The organism is Ruminococcus sp. HUN007 (assembly GCF_000712055.1).
In the GTDB taxonomy this organism is placed as follows: domain Bacteria; phylum Bacillota; class Clostridia; order Oscillospirales; family Ruminococcaceae; genus HUN007.
Genome location: NZ_JOOA01000002.1, coordinates 906522 through 922323, shown reverse-complemented (window position 1 = coordinate 922323; position 15802 = coordinate 906522). Strand labels below are relative to the sequence as shown.

General features: G+C 45.2%; 10 protein-coding genes. 5 read left to right on the top strand and 5 right to left on the bottom strand.

The features are described from left to right. Positions 1-80: 80 nt before the first annotated feature. The gene (locus CC97_RS08170) at positions 81-2564 is read right to left on the bottom strand and encodes a glycoside hydrolase family 9 protein (protein ID WP_049962778.1); all 2484 of its coding nucleotides are present in this window, start codon (positions 2562-2564) and stop codon (positions 81-83) included. Positions 2565-2788: 224 nt separating this feature from the next. After that, complete coding sequence (locus CC97_RS08165; RefSeq protein ID WP_049962777.1) at positions 2789-3469, bottom strand: GTP pyrophosphokinase family protein; 681 nt, start codon at positions 3467-3469, stop codon at positions 2789-2791. A 291-nt stretch (positions 3470-3760) separates the two neighbouring features. On the opposite strand from CC97_RS08165, the gene nuoE reads away from it, so the two are divergent. Genes nuoE through CC97_RS08150 form a run of 3 tightly spaced genes read left to right on the top strand, consistent with a single transcriptional unit; the run spans position 3761 to position 7929 of the window. Next, positions 3761-4255 carry an NADH-quinone oxidoreductase subunit NuoE gene (gene nuoE / locus CC97_RS08160; RefSeq protein ID WP_044974558.1) on the top strand — a complete coding sequence of 165 codons (495 nt, stop codon included), beginning with the start codon at positions 3761-3763 and terminating at the stop codon, positions 4253-4255. Between the two features lie 13 nt (positions 4256-4268). Continuing rightward, positions 4269-6161 carry an NADH-quinone oxidoreductase subunit NuoF gene (locus CC97_RS08155; RefSeq protein WP_081850034.1) on the top strand — a complete coding sequence of 631 codons (1893 nt, stop codon included), beginning with the start codon at positions 4269-4271 and terminating at the stop codon, positions 6159-6161. Between the two features lie 22 nt (positions 6162-6183). Further along, on the top strand, positions 6184-7929 hold the full coding sequence (locus CC97_RS08150; RefSeq protein WP_044974557.1) for an NADH-dependent [FeFe] hydrogenase, group A6: 1746 nt from the start codon (positions 6184-6186) through the stop codon (positions 7927-7929). Positions 7930-8086: 157 nt separating this feature from the next. Here the strand turns inward: CC97_RS08150 and CC97_RS08145 are convergent, their stop codons facing one another. The 3 genes from CC97_RS08145 to CC97_RS08135 all read right to left on the bottom strand — a co-directional run bounded on the left by CC97_RS08145 (position 8087) and on the right by CC97_RS08135 (position 12091). Further along, entirely contained in the window at positions 8087-10579 is a 2493-nt protein-coding gene (locus CC97_RS08145; RefSeq protein WP_044974556.1) for an ABC transporter permease, read from the bottom strand. Beyond that, a complete protein-coding gene (locus tag CC97_RS08140; RefSeq protein ID WP_044974555.1) occupies positions 10579-11280 on the bottom strand; it encodes an ABC transporter ATP-binding protein in 702 nt (233 codons plus the stop codon). The genes CC97_RS08145 and CC97_RS08140 overlap by 1 nt, the downstream gene beginning before the upstream one ends. A 193-nt stretch (positions 11281-11473) precedes the next feature. Beyond that, positions 11474-12091, bottom strand: a complete 618-nt coding sequence (locus CC97_RS08135) for a TetR/AcrR family transcriptional regulator (protein ID WP_044974554.1) — start codon at positions 12089-12091, stop codon at positions 11474-11476. A gap of 260 nt (positions 12092-12351) precedes the next feature. On the opposite strand from CC97_RS08135, the gene CC97_RS08130 reads away from it, so the two are divergent. Both CC97_RS08130 and CC97_RS08125 read left to right on the top strand, forming a co-directional pair. Continuing rightward, complete coding sequence (locus tag CC97_RS08130; RefSeq protein ID WP_044974553.1) at positions 12352-13035, top strand: ABC transporter ATP-binding protein; 684 nt, start codon at positions 12352-12354, stop codon at positions 13033-13035. After that, positions 13028-15604, top strand: coding sequence for an ABC transporter permease (locus CC97_RS08125; RefSeq protein WP_044974552.1), 2577 nt, complete (start codon positions 13028-13030; stop codon positions 15602-15604). Before CC97_RS08130 ends, CC97_RS08125 begins: the two co-directional genes overlap by 8 nt. Positions 15605-15802 lie beyond the last annotated feature (198 nt).

Genomic DNA, 15802 nt, shown 5'->3' with positions numbered 1-15802 from the left:
CGGAAATCCGGCTCTGCCGGACTTCCGGAACCTCGTCCTGTTATCTGTTCAAAAACAGTTTCCGGATATTTGCTTCGTTATCAGAACTTATCGATTTTCTTTGAAACGAACTGTCTGATAGTAGCGAGGTCTGTAAGAGCAACCTTGCCGTCCTTGTCAACGTCAGCGTTGATCTTTGACTGACCTTTAAGTTCCTTGTGATCAACAAGTGCGAGAGCAAGTGTTGAAAGGTCTGTTATATCGATCTTGCCGTCGCAGTCAACGTCTCCGAGAACAGCACTCTCTGTTGGTTCATTGCCGCCCGGTGTTGATGTAGGTGTCTGATCAGGAGTCTTTGTCGGATCCGGAGTTTTTGTAGGATCCGGAGTCTTGGTCTGGTCAGGAGTCTTTGTAGGGTCTGGTGTCTTTGTAGGATCCGGAGTTTTTGTAGGATCCGGAGTTTTAGTAGGATCCGGAGTTTTAGTAGGATCAGGTGTCTTTGTAGGAGCCGGCTTGTTTGTTGGCATTACTGTCGGGTCAGCAGAAGGCTTTGTGCCGTCCGGTTCTTCGCCCCATACAAGAACGCCGTCTACATAAGCGCAGATGTGTTCGTTGAGTGAATCATTGCTCTTAAGGCTTGTTGCCTTTTCAACGCCTTCATATGACCAGTCGTTTGAAGTATCCCAGCAGCCTGCTGTGGACTTGCCGTCAACTGCATCAGGGATGGAAACTCTGAACTGAACTTCGTCTCTGTGTTCGCTCTGGCCTGTCGGCATGATAGCACTTCCGTCTTCAAATTTGATCTCAGCGTAGTAGATGTTGTCCTTGTACTGAACAGGACCGTTTGCTATAGCATAACCAGGTTCGCCCTGTGAATACTGCTGTGACTTTGTTTCTACCTTGATATCGTCTACTGAAAGGCCACCTTCAAGTACTTCACTTATGTCGAAGTAGTAACGGAATGCAACGTCCTTGGCTACTCTTGCCGGCCATGCAGTGTGGTTCATTGTCCATGTCTTGAGTTCTGTGTAGCTTGTGCCAGGTGTGCCGTTTACTACTGCAGCAACTTCCCATTCAGCCCACTTCGGAGTTTCCTTTTCAGGGAAGTCAGCAAGCTTTGTTCCGCCGTAGTCTTCGATAAGTGCACAGAGTTCAGCAGTAAATCCTGCGTTGTAGTCGATGGCAACCTCACTGTTCTCGTATGAATTTACCTGGTCTTTGTAAGAACCGTCGCTGCCAGGACCGCCTACGAGAGCACCGTAGAGAGTGTGGGCATATTCTGTCTGCCATGTTTCACCGTTAGCTTCAGCAGCCTTAGGTGTTGTACCGAGTTCGTTCCAGTGGTCATCATGGATACCGCTGGCTGCTCTGTGGTGCGGTGCCTTCGGGTTGTTTTCGCCCATACCGAGAACGTAGGACATCTTGTTTGCATTATCGCCGAAGCAGTAGTCCATTGTTGACTTAGCGAATTCGTTGTATTTCTTGCTTAAGTCAGCATCATCCTTGAAAATAGTGTCGCTTGCGAGTGATGCAAGGAATGCTGTTGTTGTTGCGTGTCTGAGTGAACCCCACTGGAAGAGCCATGCAAGGCCGTCAGGTGTGTGGCTGATCTGCTTTCCGCCGTAACCTGTTGTCCAGTATTCGAGGTGTTTCTTTACCTGAGTCTTCCATTCATCTTCGCCTGTGTTCTGAGCGTAGAGGAGCATACCGCCCTGAGTTGTGTCATCCCAGCAGTGGCCCCATGTGAACTTCATTTCTTCTGACTGCTGTTCCTTGTCAAGGTTAGGGACATATGAAGTAGCCTTGTCGAGATAATCCTTTTCGCCTGTAGCCTTGTAGAGCCAGTTTGCAGCGAAGAAGAGGTCATCGTAGAAAGATGACGGCTTGTAGTACGGATGTTCTTCCTTGTCATCGCCGATCGACTTTTCAGCGTCGGCTCTCTTGAAGAGATCCTTTGCGTGCTTAAGATAGTTTTCGTCTCCGAATACCATGTAGCCGGCTGCAAGAGCACATGCCATCTGAGCTTCGATACAGCTGTCCTGGCATGTGTAAGCAGGACGAGGATCCTTGCCGCCCTTGAGGATGTACTTGTTCATGTAAACTTCAGGACTGCCCCACCATACGTGGTCGAATGAGCCTTCACCGATCATGTATACGATGCTGTCGCCCTTGTCTGATTCAACTATGTAGTCAAGGCCCCACTTGAGGTTGTTTTTGTAGAGTTCATCAAGGCCTGCCTTCTTAACTGCGTCACCGTATTCAACAAGGCCCCATCCGAGAAGAGTAGCTGAGTATGCGTTTGTGAGAACGAACTTAAGGTGGTCACCGGCATCGAACCAGCCGCCCGGAACAACGTCGTTCACCATGCTGTCGCCGCGCCATGAAACTTCATTCCATTCAGGAAGAACGCCGGCCTGCTGTACTTCGTAGAAGAACATTGACTTCTGAAGAGCTTCTGCGTAGTTGTAGCTGCCTGCGGCAGTTACTGTGTTTTCAGCCTTTGTACCGCCGAAAACTGTCGCACCTGAAGCAGCAAGAACAAGAGCTGTTACAGATGAAACGATTCTTTTTGATAATGAATTCACTTGAAATTCTCCTTTCAATAATTAACACGGAAAACACCTGTCGTGTTTTCTAAGAACCAACCAAAGCAGATGTAAAAAAATCTGCCCCATACACTCTTATTATATCAGTAATTTAATACAAATTCAACAGAAAAATCAAATATATTTTTTATAATGAACTGGCGATAAAAAACAGACCCGTTTTGGATCGGGTCTGCATATCCGGAAATCGCTGTTTCCGGATTTTATTCCTCGTCATCAAGATCATTTATTTTGTGATAAATGTCTTCCATGCGCATGTCAGTGCTGTTTATGGTGTCAGCAAGTGATCTCAGTTCTTTTGAAAGATCTGCCGGTACATTGTTTTTGGTCTTGTATCTCAGCTGGTGTTCAAGACTTGCCCAGAAGTCCATAGCGATGGTCCTTATCTGTATTTCAACAGGCACCACCTTTTTGCCGGTTGAAAGATAAACCGGAACCGTCACTATAAGATGAAGACTGCGGTATCCGCTCGGCTTCGGATTCTGAATGTAGTCCTTCTGCTTGATTATTCTTATGTCGTCATGCATCGAAAGATAGTGCGCTATCTGGTAAATATCCTCGATGTAGTGGCAGATAACTCTTACCCCCGCAATGTCGTGCAGATTGCTCAGTATTGATTCCGCAGTGATGGGAATACCTTTTTTTATAAGCTTGTTCGCAATGCTTTCCGGCGACTTGAGTCTGCTCGAGATGTTGTGTATCGGGTTTCTTGAAAAATTTGACTGAAACTCACTGTCTATTATCTCAAGCTTTGTTTCAATCATGTGTATTGCCGAATCATAAAGATGATTGATCTGTATAAATCCGTAAAACTGTTCAATGAACTTCTCTATATTAATATTGTACGGATTTTCCTTGTTCAGAACTGAAAGATCAAATTCCATACTATCGGACTCCTTTCTTCTCGTGTTTACTATAGTATACTAAATATTAAACCGAATAGCAAGGACAACGGCTGTTTTTTTATCAGATTTTCATAAAAATACCGCAAGAAGTTTTAAATCAGATTGCAGGAAAAGCCTTGAAGAAAAATGAAAAATAGCGTATAATTAAAGAGATTACGTATTTGCTTTATGTTGGTATATAGTACTTTACAAATGTTAGAACAATAATGCAATTCAGGAAAACAATTGTTCATAATATGTTATATGATTTCTTTGTAGGAGGTTTATAATATGACTGAAAAAAACGTTATTCCTTTTCAGGGAACTCCTGAGCAGGAGGCGCAGCTTAAGGAGGTCATCGCCAGATACCATGACCAGCCCGGAGGACTGATGCCGGCACTGCAGGAAGCGCAGGGGATCTACGGATATCTTCCTGTTGAGGTACAGAGGATGATCGCTGACGGAATGAACGTATCACTGTCCGAGGTGTTCGGAGTAGCCACATTCTATTCGCAGTTCTCTCTTACTCCTAAGGGTAAGCACAGAATAAGCGTCTGTCTCGGTACAGCGTGCTATGTCAAGGGATCTGACAAGATACTTGAGGCTGTTGAAGCAAAGCTTGGCATTAAGAGCGGTGAATGCACACCTGACGGTATGTTCTCCATCGATTCATGCCGCTGTGTAGGCGCATGCGGACTTGCTCCTGTTATGCTCGTTGATGACGACGTTTACGGCAAACTCAAACCGGAACAGGTCGCTGGTATCATAGACAGTTATACAGAATAGGAGATATGGCAGTATGACTATTGAAGAACTTAATAAAATCAAAGCCGCAAAAGCGGATATCGTTAAAGTCAGAACTATCATCGCCGAGGAAGGTGAAAAGCTTTCAAAGGTAACGGGATACCGCAAGCAGGTGCTTGTGTGCGGCGGTACAGGATGTCAGTCATCACACAGCATGGAGGTTCTCGAAGCTCTGAATGCCGAGCTCGCTGCAAAGGGAATAGCTGACGAGATACTCGTTGTCAGAACAGGATGTTTCGGTCTCTGTTCACTCGGACCGATCGTTATCGTTTATCCTGAGGGAACTTTCTATGCACAGGCAACACCTGAAGGAATAAAGAGGATCGTTGACGAACACCTTATCGAAGGAAAGATATGCACGGATCTTCTCTATCAGGAAACAGTTCACGATGACGGATCCATCATTTCATTAAGCGAAACTAATTTCTACAAAAAGCAGATGAGAATCGCATTAAGAAACTGCGGCGTCATCGATCCTGAAGATATTGAAGAATATATCGCAACTGACGGTTACCAGGCACTTTACAAGGTGCTCACATCGATGACACCTGATGAAGTCTGTCAGGTAGTTCTCGACTCCGGCCTCAGAGGACGAGGCGGTGCCGGATTCCCGACAGGACGCAAGTGGATGTTTACCAAGGATGCTCCGGGTGAAGTAAAGTACGTTGCCTGCAACGCCGACGAAGGCGACCCGGGTGCATTCATGGACCGTTCTATCCTCGAAGGCGACCCGCATGCCGTGATTGAAGCCATGATCATAGCTTCCTACGCTGTCGGCTCACATCAGGGTTATGTTTACGTAAGAGCAGAATATCCGGTTGCCGTACACAGACTCCGCATCGCCCTTGATCAGGCAAGAAAATACGGACTTCTCGGTAAGAACATTCTCGGATCCGGCCACGATTTCGACATCGAGATAAGACTCGGTGCCGGTGCGTTCGTATGCGGCGAGGAAACAGCTCTTCTCACATCCATCGAGGGTCACCGCGGTGAACCGCGTCCAAGACCTCCGTTCCCGGCAGTAAAGGGCCTTTTCGGAAAGCCTACACTGCTCAACAACGTTGAAACCTACGCAAACATTGCTCAGATAATAAGAAACGGTGCTGAATGGTATTCTGCCATCGGTACTGAAAAGTCAAAGGGTACCAAGGTATTTGCCCTCGGCGGCAAGATCACAAACGTCGGACTCGTTGAAGTTCCGATGGGTACAACTCTCCGCGAGATCATCGAAGAGATCGGCGGTGGTATTCCTGACGGCAAGGCATTCAAGGCAGCTCAGACAGGCGGCCCTTCAGGCGGATGTATCCCGGCAGAGCACATCGACACGCCGATCGACTACGAAAGCCTTTCAGCTCTCGGTTCAATGATGGGTTCAGGCGGACTTATCGTAATGGACGAAGACAACTGTATGGTTGACGTTTCAAAGTTCTACCTCAACTTTACTGCAGATGAGAGCTGTGGTAAATGTACTCCGTGCCGTGTAGGTACAAGAAAGCTCCTCCAGCTTCTTGAAAAGATCACTGAAGGAAAGGGTGAGCCTGAAGATCTCAAAAAGATCCGTGACCTTGCAACACACATGAAGTCATCTTCACTCTGTGCTCTCGGTCAGTCAGCTCCGAACCCTGTACTTTCAACTTTACAGTATTTCGGCGACGAATATCTTGCCCACATAAACGAAAAGAAATGTCCTTCAGGCGTATGCAAGAGCCTGCTTCACTACGAGATCATCGCTGACAAGTGCAAAGGCTGTACGCTCTGCGCAAGAAAGTGTCCTGTTTCCGCTATTACAGGCACAGTTAAGGAAGCGCACGTCATCGATACAGACAAGTGTATCAAGTGCGGCGTATGCATAGGTAACTGCAAGTTCGGCGCAATTGTCAGAAAGTAAGGCACAGGAGGATATTTATACTATGGAAATGATTCATCTTAAAATAAATGGTATTCCGGTCGAAGTACCTGCCGGCTCTACTGTTCTTGAAGCCGCAAAGGCAGCTGGTGTGGATATACCTACACTCTGCTATCTGAAGGATATCAACTGTATCGGTGCCTGCCGTATCTGTGTTGTTGAAATAACAGGCGCACGCGGACTTGTTGCGGCATGTACACATCCTGCTTCAGAGGGCATGGAAGTGTTCACTAATACTCCTAAGGTAAGAAAGTCAAGAAAGACAACTCTTGAACTTCTGCTTTCAAATCATAAGAAAAAATGTCTGTCATGCGTAAGAGCCAATAACTGCGAGCTTCAGAAGCTCAGCGTTGCCTACGGCGCTGATGAGGACAGATTTATGCCTGAGACCATGGACAAGCCTGTTGATGACTCCACACCGTATCTTGTAAGAGATAACAACAAGTGCATCCAGTGTATGAGATGCGTTGCAGCCTGCAGAAATGTTCAGGGTGTTTCCGTTATCGGAAGCATAAGACGTGGATTCAACGTTCACATCGGTTCACCGTTTGACGTACCTCTTGCTGAAACTTCATGTGTCGGCTGCGGTCAGTGTATCGTTGCATGTCCTGTAGGCGCTCTCACTGAAAAGAGCAGTGAACAGAAGGTCTGGGATGCGATCGCCGATCCTTCAAAGAAGGTCATCTTCTTTACAGCTCCTTCCGTAAGAGCAACTCTCGGTGAGGAATTCGGCGAGCCAGTAGGTACCAACGTCGAAGGAAGAATGGCTGCTGCCATCAGAAGACTCGGCCCTGACCATGTGTTCAACATGGATGTTACAGCCGACCTTACAATAGTTGAAGAAGCAAACGAGCTTATCGAGAGAATACAGAACGGCGGCAAACTGCCTATGTTCACTTCGTGCTGTCCGGGCTGGGTAAAGTTCCTGGAGCACAACTATCCTGAACTTCTTCCTAACCTTTCAAGCTGCAAGTCACCTCAGCAGATGTTCGGCGCTGTTCTCAAGAGCTACTATGCTCAGAAGAACGGTATCGATCCGAAGGATCTCTTCGTGGTAAGCGTTATTCCTTGTACTGCAAAGAAGTTTGAAGTGACAAGAAAAGAGCAGTTCAGAAATGACACTCCTGATGTTGACGTTGCTCTTACAACACGCGAACTCGGCCGCATGATCAGAGAGGCCGGCATCGACTTTAATGCTCTTCCTGATGAAAAGTTTGACGATCCGTTTGAAACAGCTTCAGGCGCAGGTGCTATCTTCGGTGCAACAGGCGGTGTAATGGAAGCAGCTCTCAGAACAGCGGCTGTAAAGCTTGACGGAAAGTGCGAGGCACTTGAATTTACAGAAGTGCGCGGTACTGAAGGCATCAAGGAAGCAAGCTACACAGTCGGCGGCGTAACAGTTAAGGTAGCTGTTGCATCCGGTCTTGCAAATGCAAGAGAGATCATCGAAGGAATTAAGAGCGGCGAGCGCGATTATCAGTTCGTCGAGATTATGGCTTGTCCGGGAGGATGCATCAACGGCGGCGGTCAGCCGGTCCAGAGCGACAGCGTAAGAAACTTTGTGGATCTCAAGACTCTCAGATCAAAGGCTCTCTACGATGCTGACAGCAGCATGGAACTCAGAAGATCACACGAAAGCCCTGTAATGGATCTCCTGTATAAAGAATTCTTCGAAACTCCTGGTTCACATAAGTGCCACGAATATCTCCATACAACTTATGTACCAAGAAGCAAGTATTCATTTGAATAATTACAGTGAAAACAGAATCTGTTTTGCGTTCACTTTTATATTTTCCGGTATCTGACCGTAATAAATGAAGCTATAACGGAATTACGTCAGATACGGAATAAAAAAGATCATCATATCCTTTTCACAGCTGAATGGATATGATGATCTTTTTGTATAATTATTCTCTGTTTTTAAGAACCTCTGCAGGAGATATCCTGTTTATCTTTCCGGTGAGCATTCTGTTTATTACAAAGTATATAACGAGAACGGAGACGAAGAACAGTAAATAGAGCTGCCACGGAAAAGCAAGCTTTATGGTGCATGCAACGTTCGGAATGAATGAAGGAAAAATGGCATCAATAACTTTCTTTGCGAGCGGCAGTGCCAGAACTGCTCCGGCAGCTACTGCGACAAGGTTTCCGTTCAGGTAAAGTTTCCTGATCTCACCGGCACGGTAGCCGAAGATCTTGATGAGTGAAATACCCGTTGCTGATCTGTCAATCATTACGCCCATCATCAGGTACATTACAATGCAGAAAACTATCGTTCCGGTAACAATGAGAGTCGTTACCAGCGGGAGCATAAGCTTTGAGAAAACTCCGGCACCGCGTATGACGTCATCTTTTGATGTGACGGAGTAAAGTCTGCCGTCGTCAATGTCAAGCTTTCTGTCCGAGTAAACAATGTTATAGTAGTCCTCGTCCTTTCCGAAAAGTTCACGCATGCTGTCAATGTCCATGAATATGGCGAAGCCTACGGAATAGTCACATACATCTGTTACGGTAAAGCAGTAGTCCGTGTCTGACGATGAATCAGTAAAAGCGACTTTGTCACCTTTTCTGTAACCGTATCTTTCTGCAAGGGAAGCGTTGATGACTGCTCTGTTTTTTCCCTTTGCGACAGATACATCAAAATACCTGCTTTTTTCTCCGAGCCCGATAACGCTTACGTCAAGAGTATATCCCATACAGTCCGTGCTCAGCGTTTCGACATATGCCGCTTCGCCGTCCTCAGGCGGAGTTTTGTCAGGATATTTGTACAGATACTGATATTCGAATTTCGTGTCATTTACCGTACAGTCGTTTACGTTTCCGCAGAGCACGGCAGAGTCTGTTCCGAGCATGATGATCATGAGGGAAACGAACATACCGAGGATTATAGTTATCACTGAACGTGATTCCCTTACCATCTGACGAATGGCAAAAAGTTTCGGGAAACTTCTGGTTTTCAGTGTGAACTGTCTGTAGCTTCTTCCGGACTGCTCATTTTTCATAAGCGAAAGGGCAGTGCGTGAAAGCTTCCGGTTTATGACAACGGCATTTACCACAGCGCATATCACCGGCGGAAGAACCAGTGCGTATACGATGAGGTACGGCGGATAAACCGTATCGAACTGCGGAAGTGAAAAGTAGCTGTAGGTATCTTCCGACTGCTTCAGTATGCCGAGCGGTGAAAATCCGAGCAGGGAACCAATGACGGCGGCTGCCAGGGATATAAGTGTCGGAAGGGTTATGTAGTGGAGCATCAGATCCTTCTTTTTAACTCCCAGTGCATACAGCGCGCCGATGACACTCTGTTCTTCTTCAATCTGATGAACTACGAAAACTGAAATGACGTAGGCAAAAAGGGTAAGAACAATTATTCCGGCAACCAGTCCGGCGTTTTTGTCCATTACAACGTCTCCGGCTGCACCTTCTATTTTTATGTTTTCATCTGCCGGGATAAATGATGTAAGATTTTCGATTTTTACCTCAAAGACTTTATCGAGTAATTCGCCGGTGTTTTCCTTAAGCTTTTTCGTGCCGTCTGCTAGTTCGGCAGAACCTTCGGCGGCGTCTTTCAGTTCCGGTATAACTGAACTTAAGCCCTTCAGTCCTTCTGAAAGCTTCTCTGCACCGTCATTGAGATCACTTATACTGTCTTCGAATTCATGACGGTCCTTAAGTTTTTCGCTGATGATCTCACGGAAGTATTTGTTGTCCACCTGTTCGGGATCGATCTTTATCTTTTTCAGATCATTCTTTAGCGTTGTTTCAGACAGATATCCAAGGCGGTATGCATAAGTGTATTCTTCTGCATTCAGATCATTCTTTTCCTTCAGTTTCTCATACTGTTCGTCACTTGTGAATATGAGCCCGAATATGCTCCTTTCGACAGCCGTATCGCTGAAACGGGCAATACACATATCATAATCCGGCACGGATCCGATTCCGGTGATCCTGAGTTTAACGCCTCCGGCTGTAATGAAGTCACCGGTGTGTATGTCGTGGGCAGATGCATATCCTTTTTCTATTACGGCTTCACCGTATTTTTCCGCCTGACGGCCCTCATCCAGCTGTATCAGGTCAACTTTTTTTCTGTTTTTGAACATTCTCAGCGTTGAACCGTCTTCGGCTTTCAGATCGATAGAAAATATCGGTTCTATCACCGTATCATATCCGGAAAGCTCATGTATCTGGCTGTCGGTAAGCGGAAGGAATACCGTGAACTGTCCGTCCTCGACTTTGTTAAATTTCTTCTGTTTTTCAGTGCCCTGAATGATCATTTCCGCAGATCCTACTATCGAGATTATAAGATAAACGCCCATTACTATCAGCAGAAGCAGTGCAAGATATCTTGGAAAACGGCTTTTAAGACTGCGGAGATTACGTCGGTTTAAAACTCTATTCATTACAGATCCTCCAGTTCCGCAGCAGGTATTCTCGTTTCGTTTTCATATTCTTTCTTTATAAGTCCGTCCTTTATGATAATTACCTTGTGTACCATGTTTTTAATGGAGTTGTTGTGGGTAACTATCAGCATCGTTGTTCCGTATTTCCCGTTTATCTTTTCCAGAAGGACAAGAATGTCGCGGCTGGTTTTTGAATCGAGGGCACCTGTCGGCTCGTCACAGAGGAGGAGCTTCGGATTTTTAACAAGTGCTCTGGCGATGGCACATCTCTGCTGCTGACCGCCTGAAAGCTGAGCCGGGAACTTGTTCTGGTGTTCGGTAAGTCCGAGCGTTTCAAGAAGTTCATCGATGTCCAGCGGATCATCGGCAATATATTCGCATATCTGTATGTTCTCTCTGACGGTCAGATTCGGCACCAGGTTATAGAACTGAAAAATAAAGCCCAGATTATCGCGCCTGTAGTCTGAAAGCTGATTCGGTTTCATACCGAAGATCTCCGTTCCGTCAACAGTGATCGAACCGGAGTCCATCGTATCCAGTCCGCCGATGCAGTTTAGAAGCGTAGATTTTCCCGAACCGCTTGTGCCTTGTATTACGCACATTTGTCCTTGTTCAAGACTCGTGCTTATCCCTTTCAGTACCTGAATGTAACTGTTGTCTTTACCGTAGCTTTTCTTTACGTCCTTCACTTCAAGATACATTTTTGTCTCCTCCTCAGTAAGTTTATGCTAACCGCCTGTTCAAAATATAGTGAATGCCAGTTTTAAATGACATTCACTGATAGATAAGTTTTTCACGCACTTATCTGTAATGCATAGCCTGCGATCTGCAGAGGCTTATAAACAGGGCAGGGTATGCATTTTTCTGTCAGTCAGATATGATGCAGCAAGCCTTCTATTCTTTCTCTGTAAGTATATGTGCTATCCAGCTTTCGACGAGCATATCAATAACTGATTTGATCTCGCGTGCAGCTTTTTCCGGGTTTTCTTCATGTGTGATAAGATGCACGAAAGCATTTATCTGAACATGGGAAAGCCAGTGAAGCATGTATTCATCCACCCGCTTGTCCGGAAACATCACCAGATAATTCTCCGCAAGTTTTGCGTTGTACTGTTCCATCATTCCGATGAATTTATCAACGATGTTCTCGTACACCGATCCGGATGCCTTTTCAAGAAGAATAAGTACGGCGTCTCTGTCCGAATAAAGTGCGGAAATAAGTGCATCCGCAAAATCATCATGATCGCCGGAGCTGTGAGTGAAATCCTCCGGAGAGACTTCCGTATCAGCAGCAAAATGCTCCTTTATCACACTCATGATCTTCTGAACCGGTTCATCGACCACTGCACCGAACAGTCCGTTTTTATCCCTGAAAAAGAAGTACACAGCTCCGGTAGTAAGTCCCGCTGCCGAACTTATCGACCGCAGTGAAGCCTTTTCAAATCCCTTCTCCAGAAACTCCTTCTTTGCCGAAACAATAAGCTTTTCTCTGCTTTCGTTATCATGTTCCATAATTCCACCTCACAAGATAACACTGTTACGTAACACTGTTATCTTACCATATTATGATCTTCCTGTCAAGGGGTGTTTGCTTTAATAAGGAGAAAAAAGTGCGGGTATAAAGTAAACGGGCAGAAAAAAGGTAAAAAAAAATTTCAATTCTTTCAAAACTGTTAGATTTCAGAAAGACTCATGAAAGGATCATTTGTTAGAATATATTCAGTGATAAAAATCAGGATCACTGATCCCAAAAGTTTTATGAGGTGACAGTAATGTACGTGTTAAAAACAGAAGCACTTACGAAAGTGTACGGAAAAGGACAGAATAAGGTAACGGCTCTTGAAAATGCTGAGTTATGCATAGAAGAAGGCAGCTTTGCTGCGATTATCGGAACATCCGGAAGCGGAAAATCTACTCTGCTTCATATGATGGGCGGACTTGACAGACCAACATCCGGAAAGGTTTATGTTGAAAACAAGGATATCTTCTCGCTGAAGGATGAAGAACTTACGATTTTCCGCAGAAGAAAAATAGGGTTTGTGTTTCAGTCATTCAACCTTGTGCCGACTCTGAATGTTTACGAAAACATAGTTTTCCCGATTCAGCTTGACGGAAGTGATGTGGACGATAAATTTGTCGGTGAAGTAATAAGTACTCTTGGGCTGGAAAACATGAAGAACCGTCTTCCGAACCAGCTTTCAGGCGGTCAGCAGCAGAGAGTTGCTATCGCAAGAGCACTTGCATCCAAACCGGCCATTGTTCTTGCGGATGAACCTACCGGAAATCTTGACAGTAAAACATCCCAGGATGTGCTCGGTCTCCTTAAGGTGACCGGTCAGAAATTTTCCCAGACCATCGTCATGATAACTCACAACGAAGCAATAGCACAGATGGCTGACAGAATAATACGTATTGAGGACGGTCATATAGTAAAGGGCGGTGCCGGAAATGAATAAGGTAAAAAACAAAGCAGTTATCCGCCGTCTTGCTTTCCGTGAATTCAGAAAATCAGGAAAGATGAACTGCATAGTGATCTTTTCAGTAATACTTACCTGTGTAATGTTTGCCGCACTTGCTTCAGTAGGCGGTGCGCTGATAAACGGTTTTCAGAACGAAAGCATGAGAGCTGTCGGTGCAAAGAGTATGGCAGGTTTTAAATTCTGCATGGAGGAAGATTACGAAAAAATCCGTTCCGACCGTTCGGTTACCGGTGTTACTTACCGCATAATAGTCGGCACCGTGATAAACGATGAGCTTAAGGATCTTAATGTTGAACTCAATCATGCCGGAAGTGATGATGAGGCGAAGGATTCATTCTGCTTTCCTGAAACCGGCAGACTTCCGGAATCTGAGGACGAGATAGCAGTCAGCACACTTATGCTTGACAGACTTGATCTTCCTTACGAAACAGGAGTAAAGGTACCTGTTGTTCTTAATATCGACGGTGAGATAAGTGAACATGAATTTACTCTCTGCGGATTCTGGAAGGGTGATCCTGTGGCACCGGCACAGCAGGCCTGGGTATCACGTGAATTTGTAAATAAGAATGTTCCGAAGCCTCAGACTTCTTTTTACGATCAGCTCGGCAAAGGAAAAGATTCCGGTGTGAAATACGCAGGCTATATGCAGGTAAGTTTTGATTTCCGAAGCAGCCTTGACATTGCAGGAAAGACAGAAAAACTGGCTGAAAGGCTGTACGGAAACAAGGAAAACGCACCTTATTTCGGTGTGAATCCGGCTTATCAGACCAGTAATGCTGATTCTGATTCCGTTACCGGATATCTTATGTTCACGCTTCTGATATTTGCAGCGGGATATCTTATAATCTACAATATCTTCCGCATAAATATATCTGTAAACATTCGCAGTTACGGTCTTCTTAAAACTATAGGCACCACATCAAAACAGATAAGACATATGGTCAGAACCGAAGCACTGATCTATTCACTTATCGGCATTCCTTTCGGACTTGGCGGCGGTGTGTTTCTCGGAAGAGCTCTTATGAAGTTCATCACTGTAACTCTTAACATTGGTTCCGCAGATAATTATACTGTAAGTTCAGATATTCTTCTGCCGGTCTGTGTTACAGCGGCTGTATTTACCTTTGCGACCGTGCTGATAAGCTGTTCCGGACCGTGCAGAGCAGCCGGAAATGTTTCCCCGATCGAGGCGCTCCGTTACAACGAAACGAGTATAAACATAAAAAAAGAACAGAAGAAAACCGGGAAAACAACTCCTCTTTCACTGGCTCTGAGCAATCTGGCACGAAACAGAAAAAAAGGTATAGTAGTTGTGCTGTCACTTTCACTCAGCCTTATTATTCTGAATTCAGTTTCTGTCTTATTAAATACTTTCAGTTTTGAAGATCAGATCCGCGGAGAGATAACCGGTGATTTTAATGTTGTCAGAAAGGTAATGCATAACTCTGCCGAATCTTTTTCAGATGAGTTACAGAAAATAAATCCGGAAATTCTCGAATCGCTGAGAAATACGGAAGGCATCAGTGAAATGGAAACCGTGTATGGCAGTGAGATCTTTCTTGAACTTTCGGGTGAAGCTGAAAAAAAGATGAACGCTCTTAAGGAAAAATACGCTGCATCAGACAAGTCAGGTGTATTCGAAACCATCGAAAATCACGGCGCGTTCGGAACGCTTTACGGTATCTCGGATGGTTTTGGAAAAGAACTTGTATTATCAGACGGAGAATTTGACGAACAGAAATGGAAAACAGGCAGATATGCGATAGTTACAACCGGATATTTGAAGCTTCGCAGAATGGAAACAGACGAGGATGTGCTTTACAGACCGGGTGATACGGTTACATTTACGATGACAGATCAGGATACAGGAAAAACGGAAAAGAGGGAATATGAGGTCATGGCTGTCGGCAGCCTTCCCGAAACACTTGATAAACAGTCGTCTTTTTATTTTGATTCGACGGTAATAATACCGGAAACTGAATACTTTGGTTTAACTGAAAACAGAAAAGCATTATCAGTCATGATAAATGCCGGAGAAGGAAAGTATGATGAAGTATCAGAAAAATTAAATGACATCATTGCACCCGAACCGGGCATATATCTGAAAAGCATTGAGAGCCTCAGGGCAGAATATGAAGATTTTACAAGAATGATAAAGATAGTCGGCGGATCCCTTTGCACTATTCTGGGCCTGATCGGTATCTTAAACTTTGTAAATTCCGTAGTTACCGGAATTGTTTCACGTAAACGCGAACTGGCAGTTATGAATGCAGTTGGCATGACAGGAAAACAGTTAAGTTCCATGCTCATGTGGGAAGGTGTTAGTTACGCAGTTCTTACGGCGGCTGCATCTGTACTGTTCGGAACGCCTTTATGTTTTGTGCTTGTAAACTTTATCGCAGGGGAATCGTTCTCTGACAGTTTCACGCTGATACCGGTGCTTGTCTGCGTTCCCGTACTGCTGATCCTTTCGGCGGTCATTCCTGCACTGGCATACAGAATTCTCTGCCGTGAATCAGTAGTCGAAAGACTTAGAGAAAACTGATATCCATCCTCATTATATGATCTTAGCAGCCTCTTAACTGTGAAACACCACAGTAAGAGGCTGCAGTTATTTGTTATACTTAAGACAGTGTTTCGCTGTATCCAGCAGATCCGGATTTTAGGGAAACTTTGATTTATTCATAAATCAGCGTGGGGGATCCGGGGCGAAGCACCGCAAATCTCACCTCTGGAAATCCGG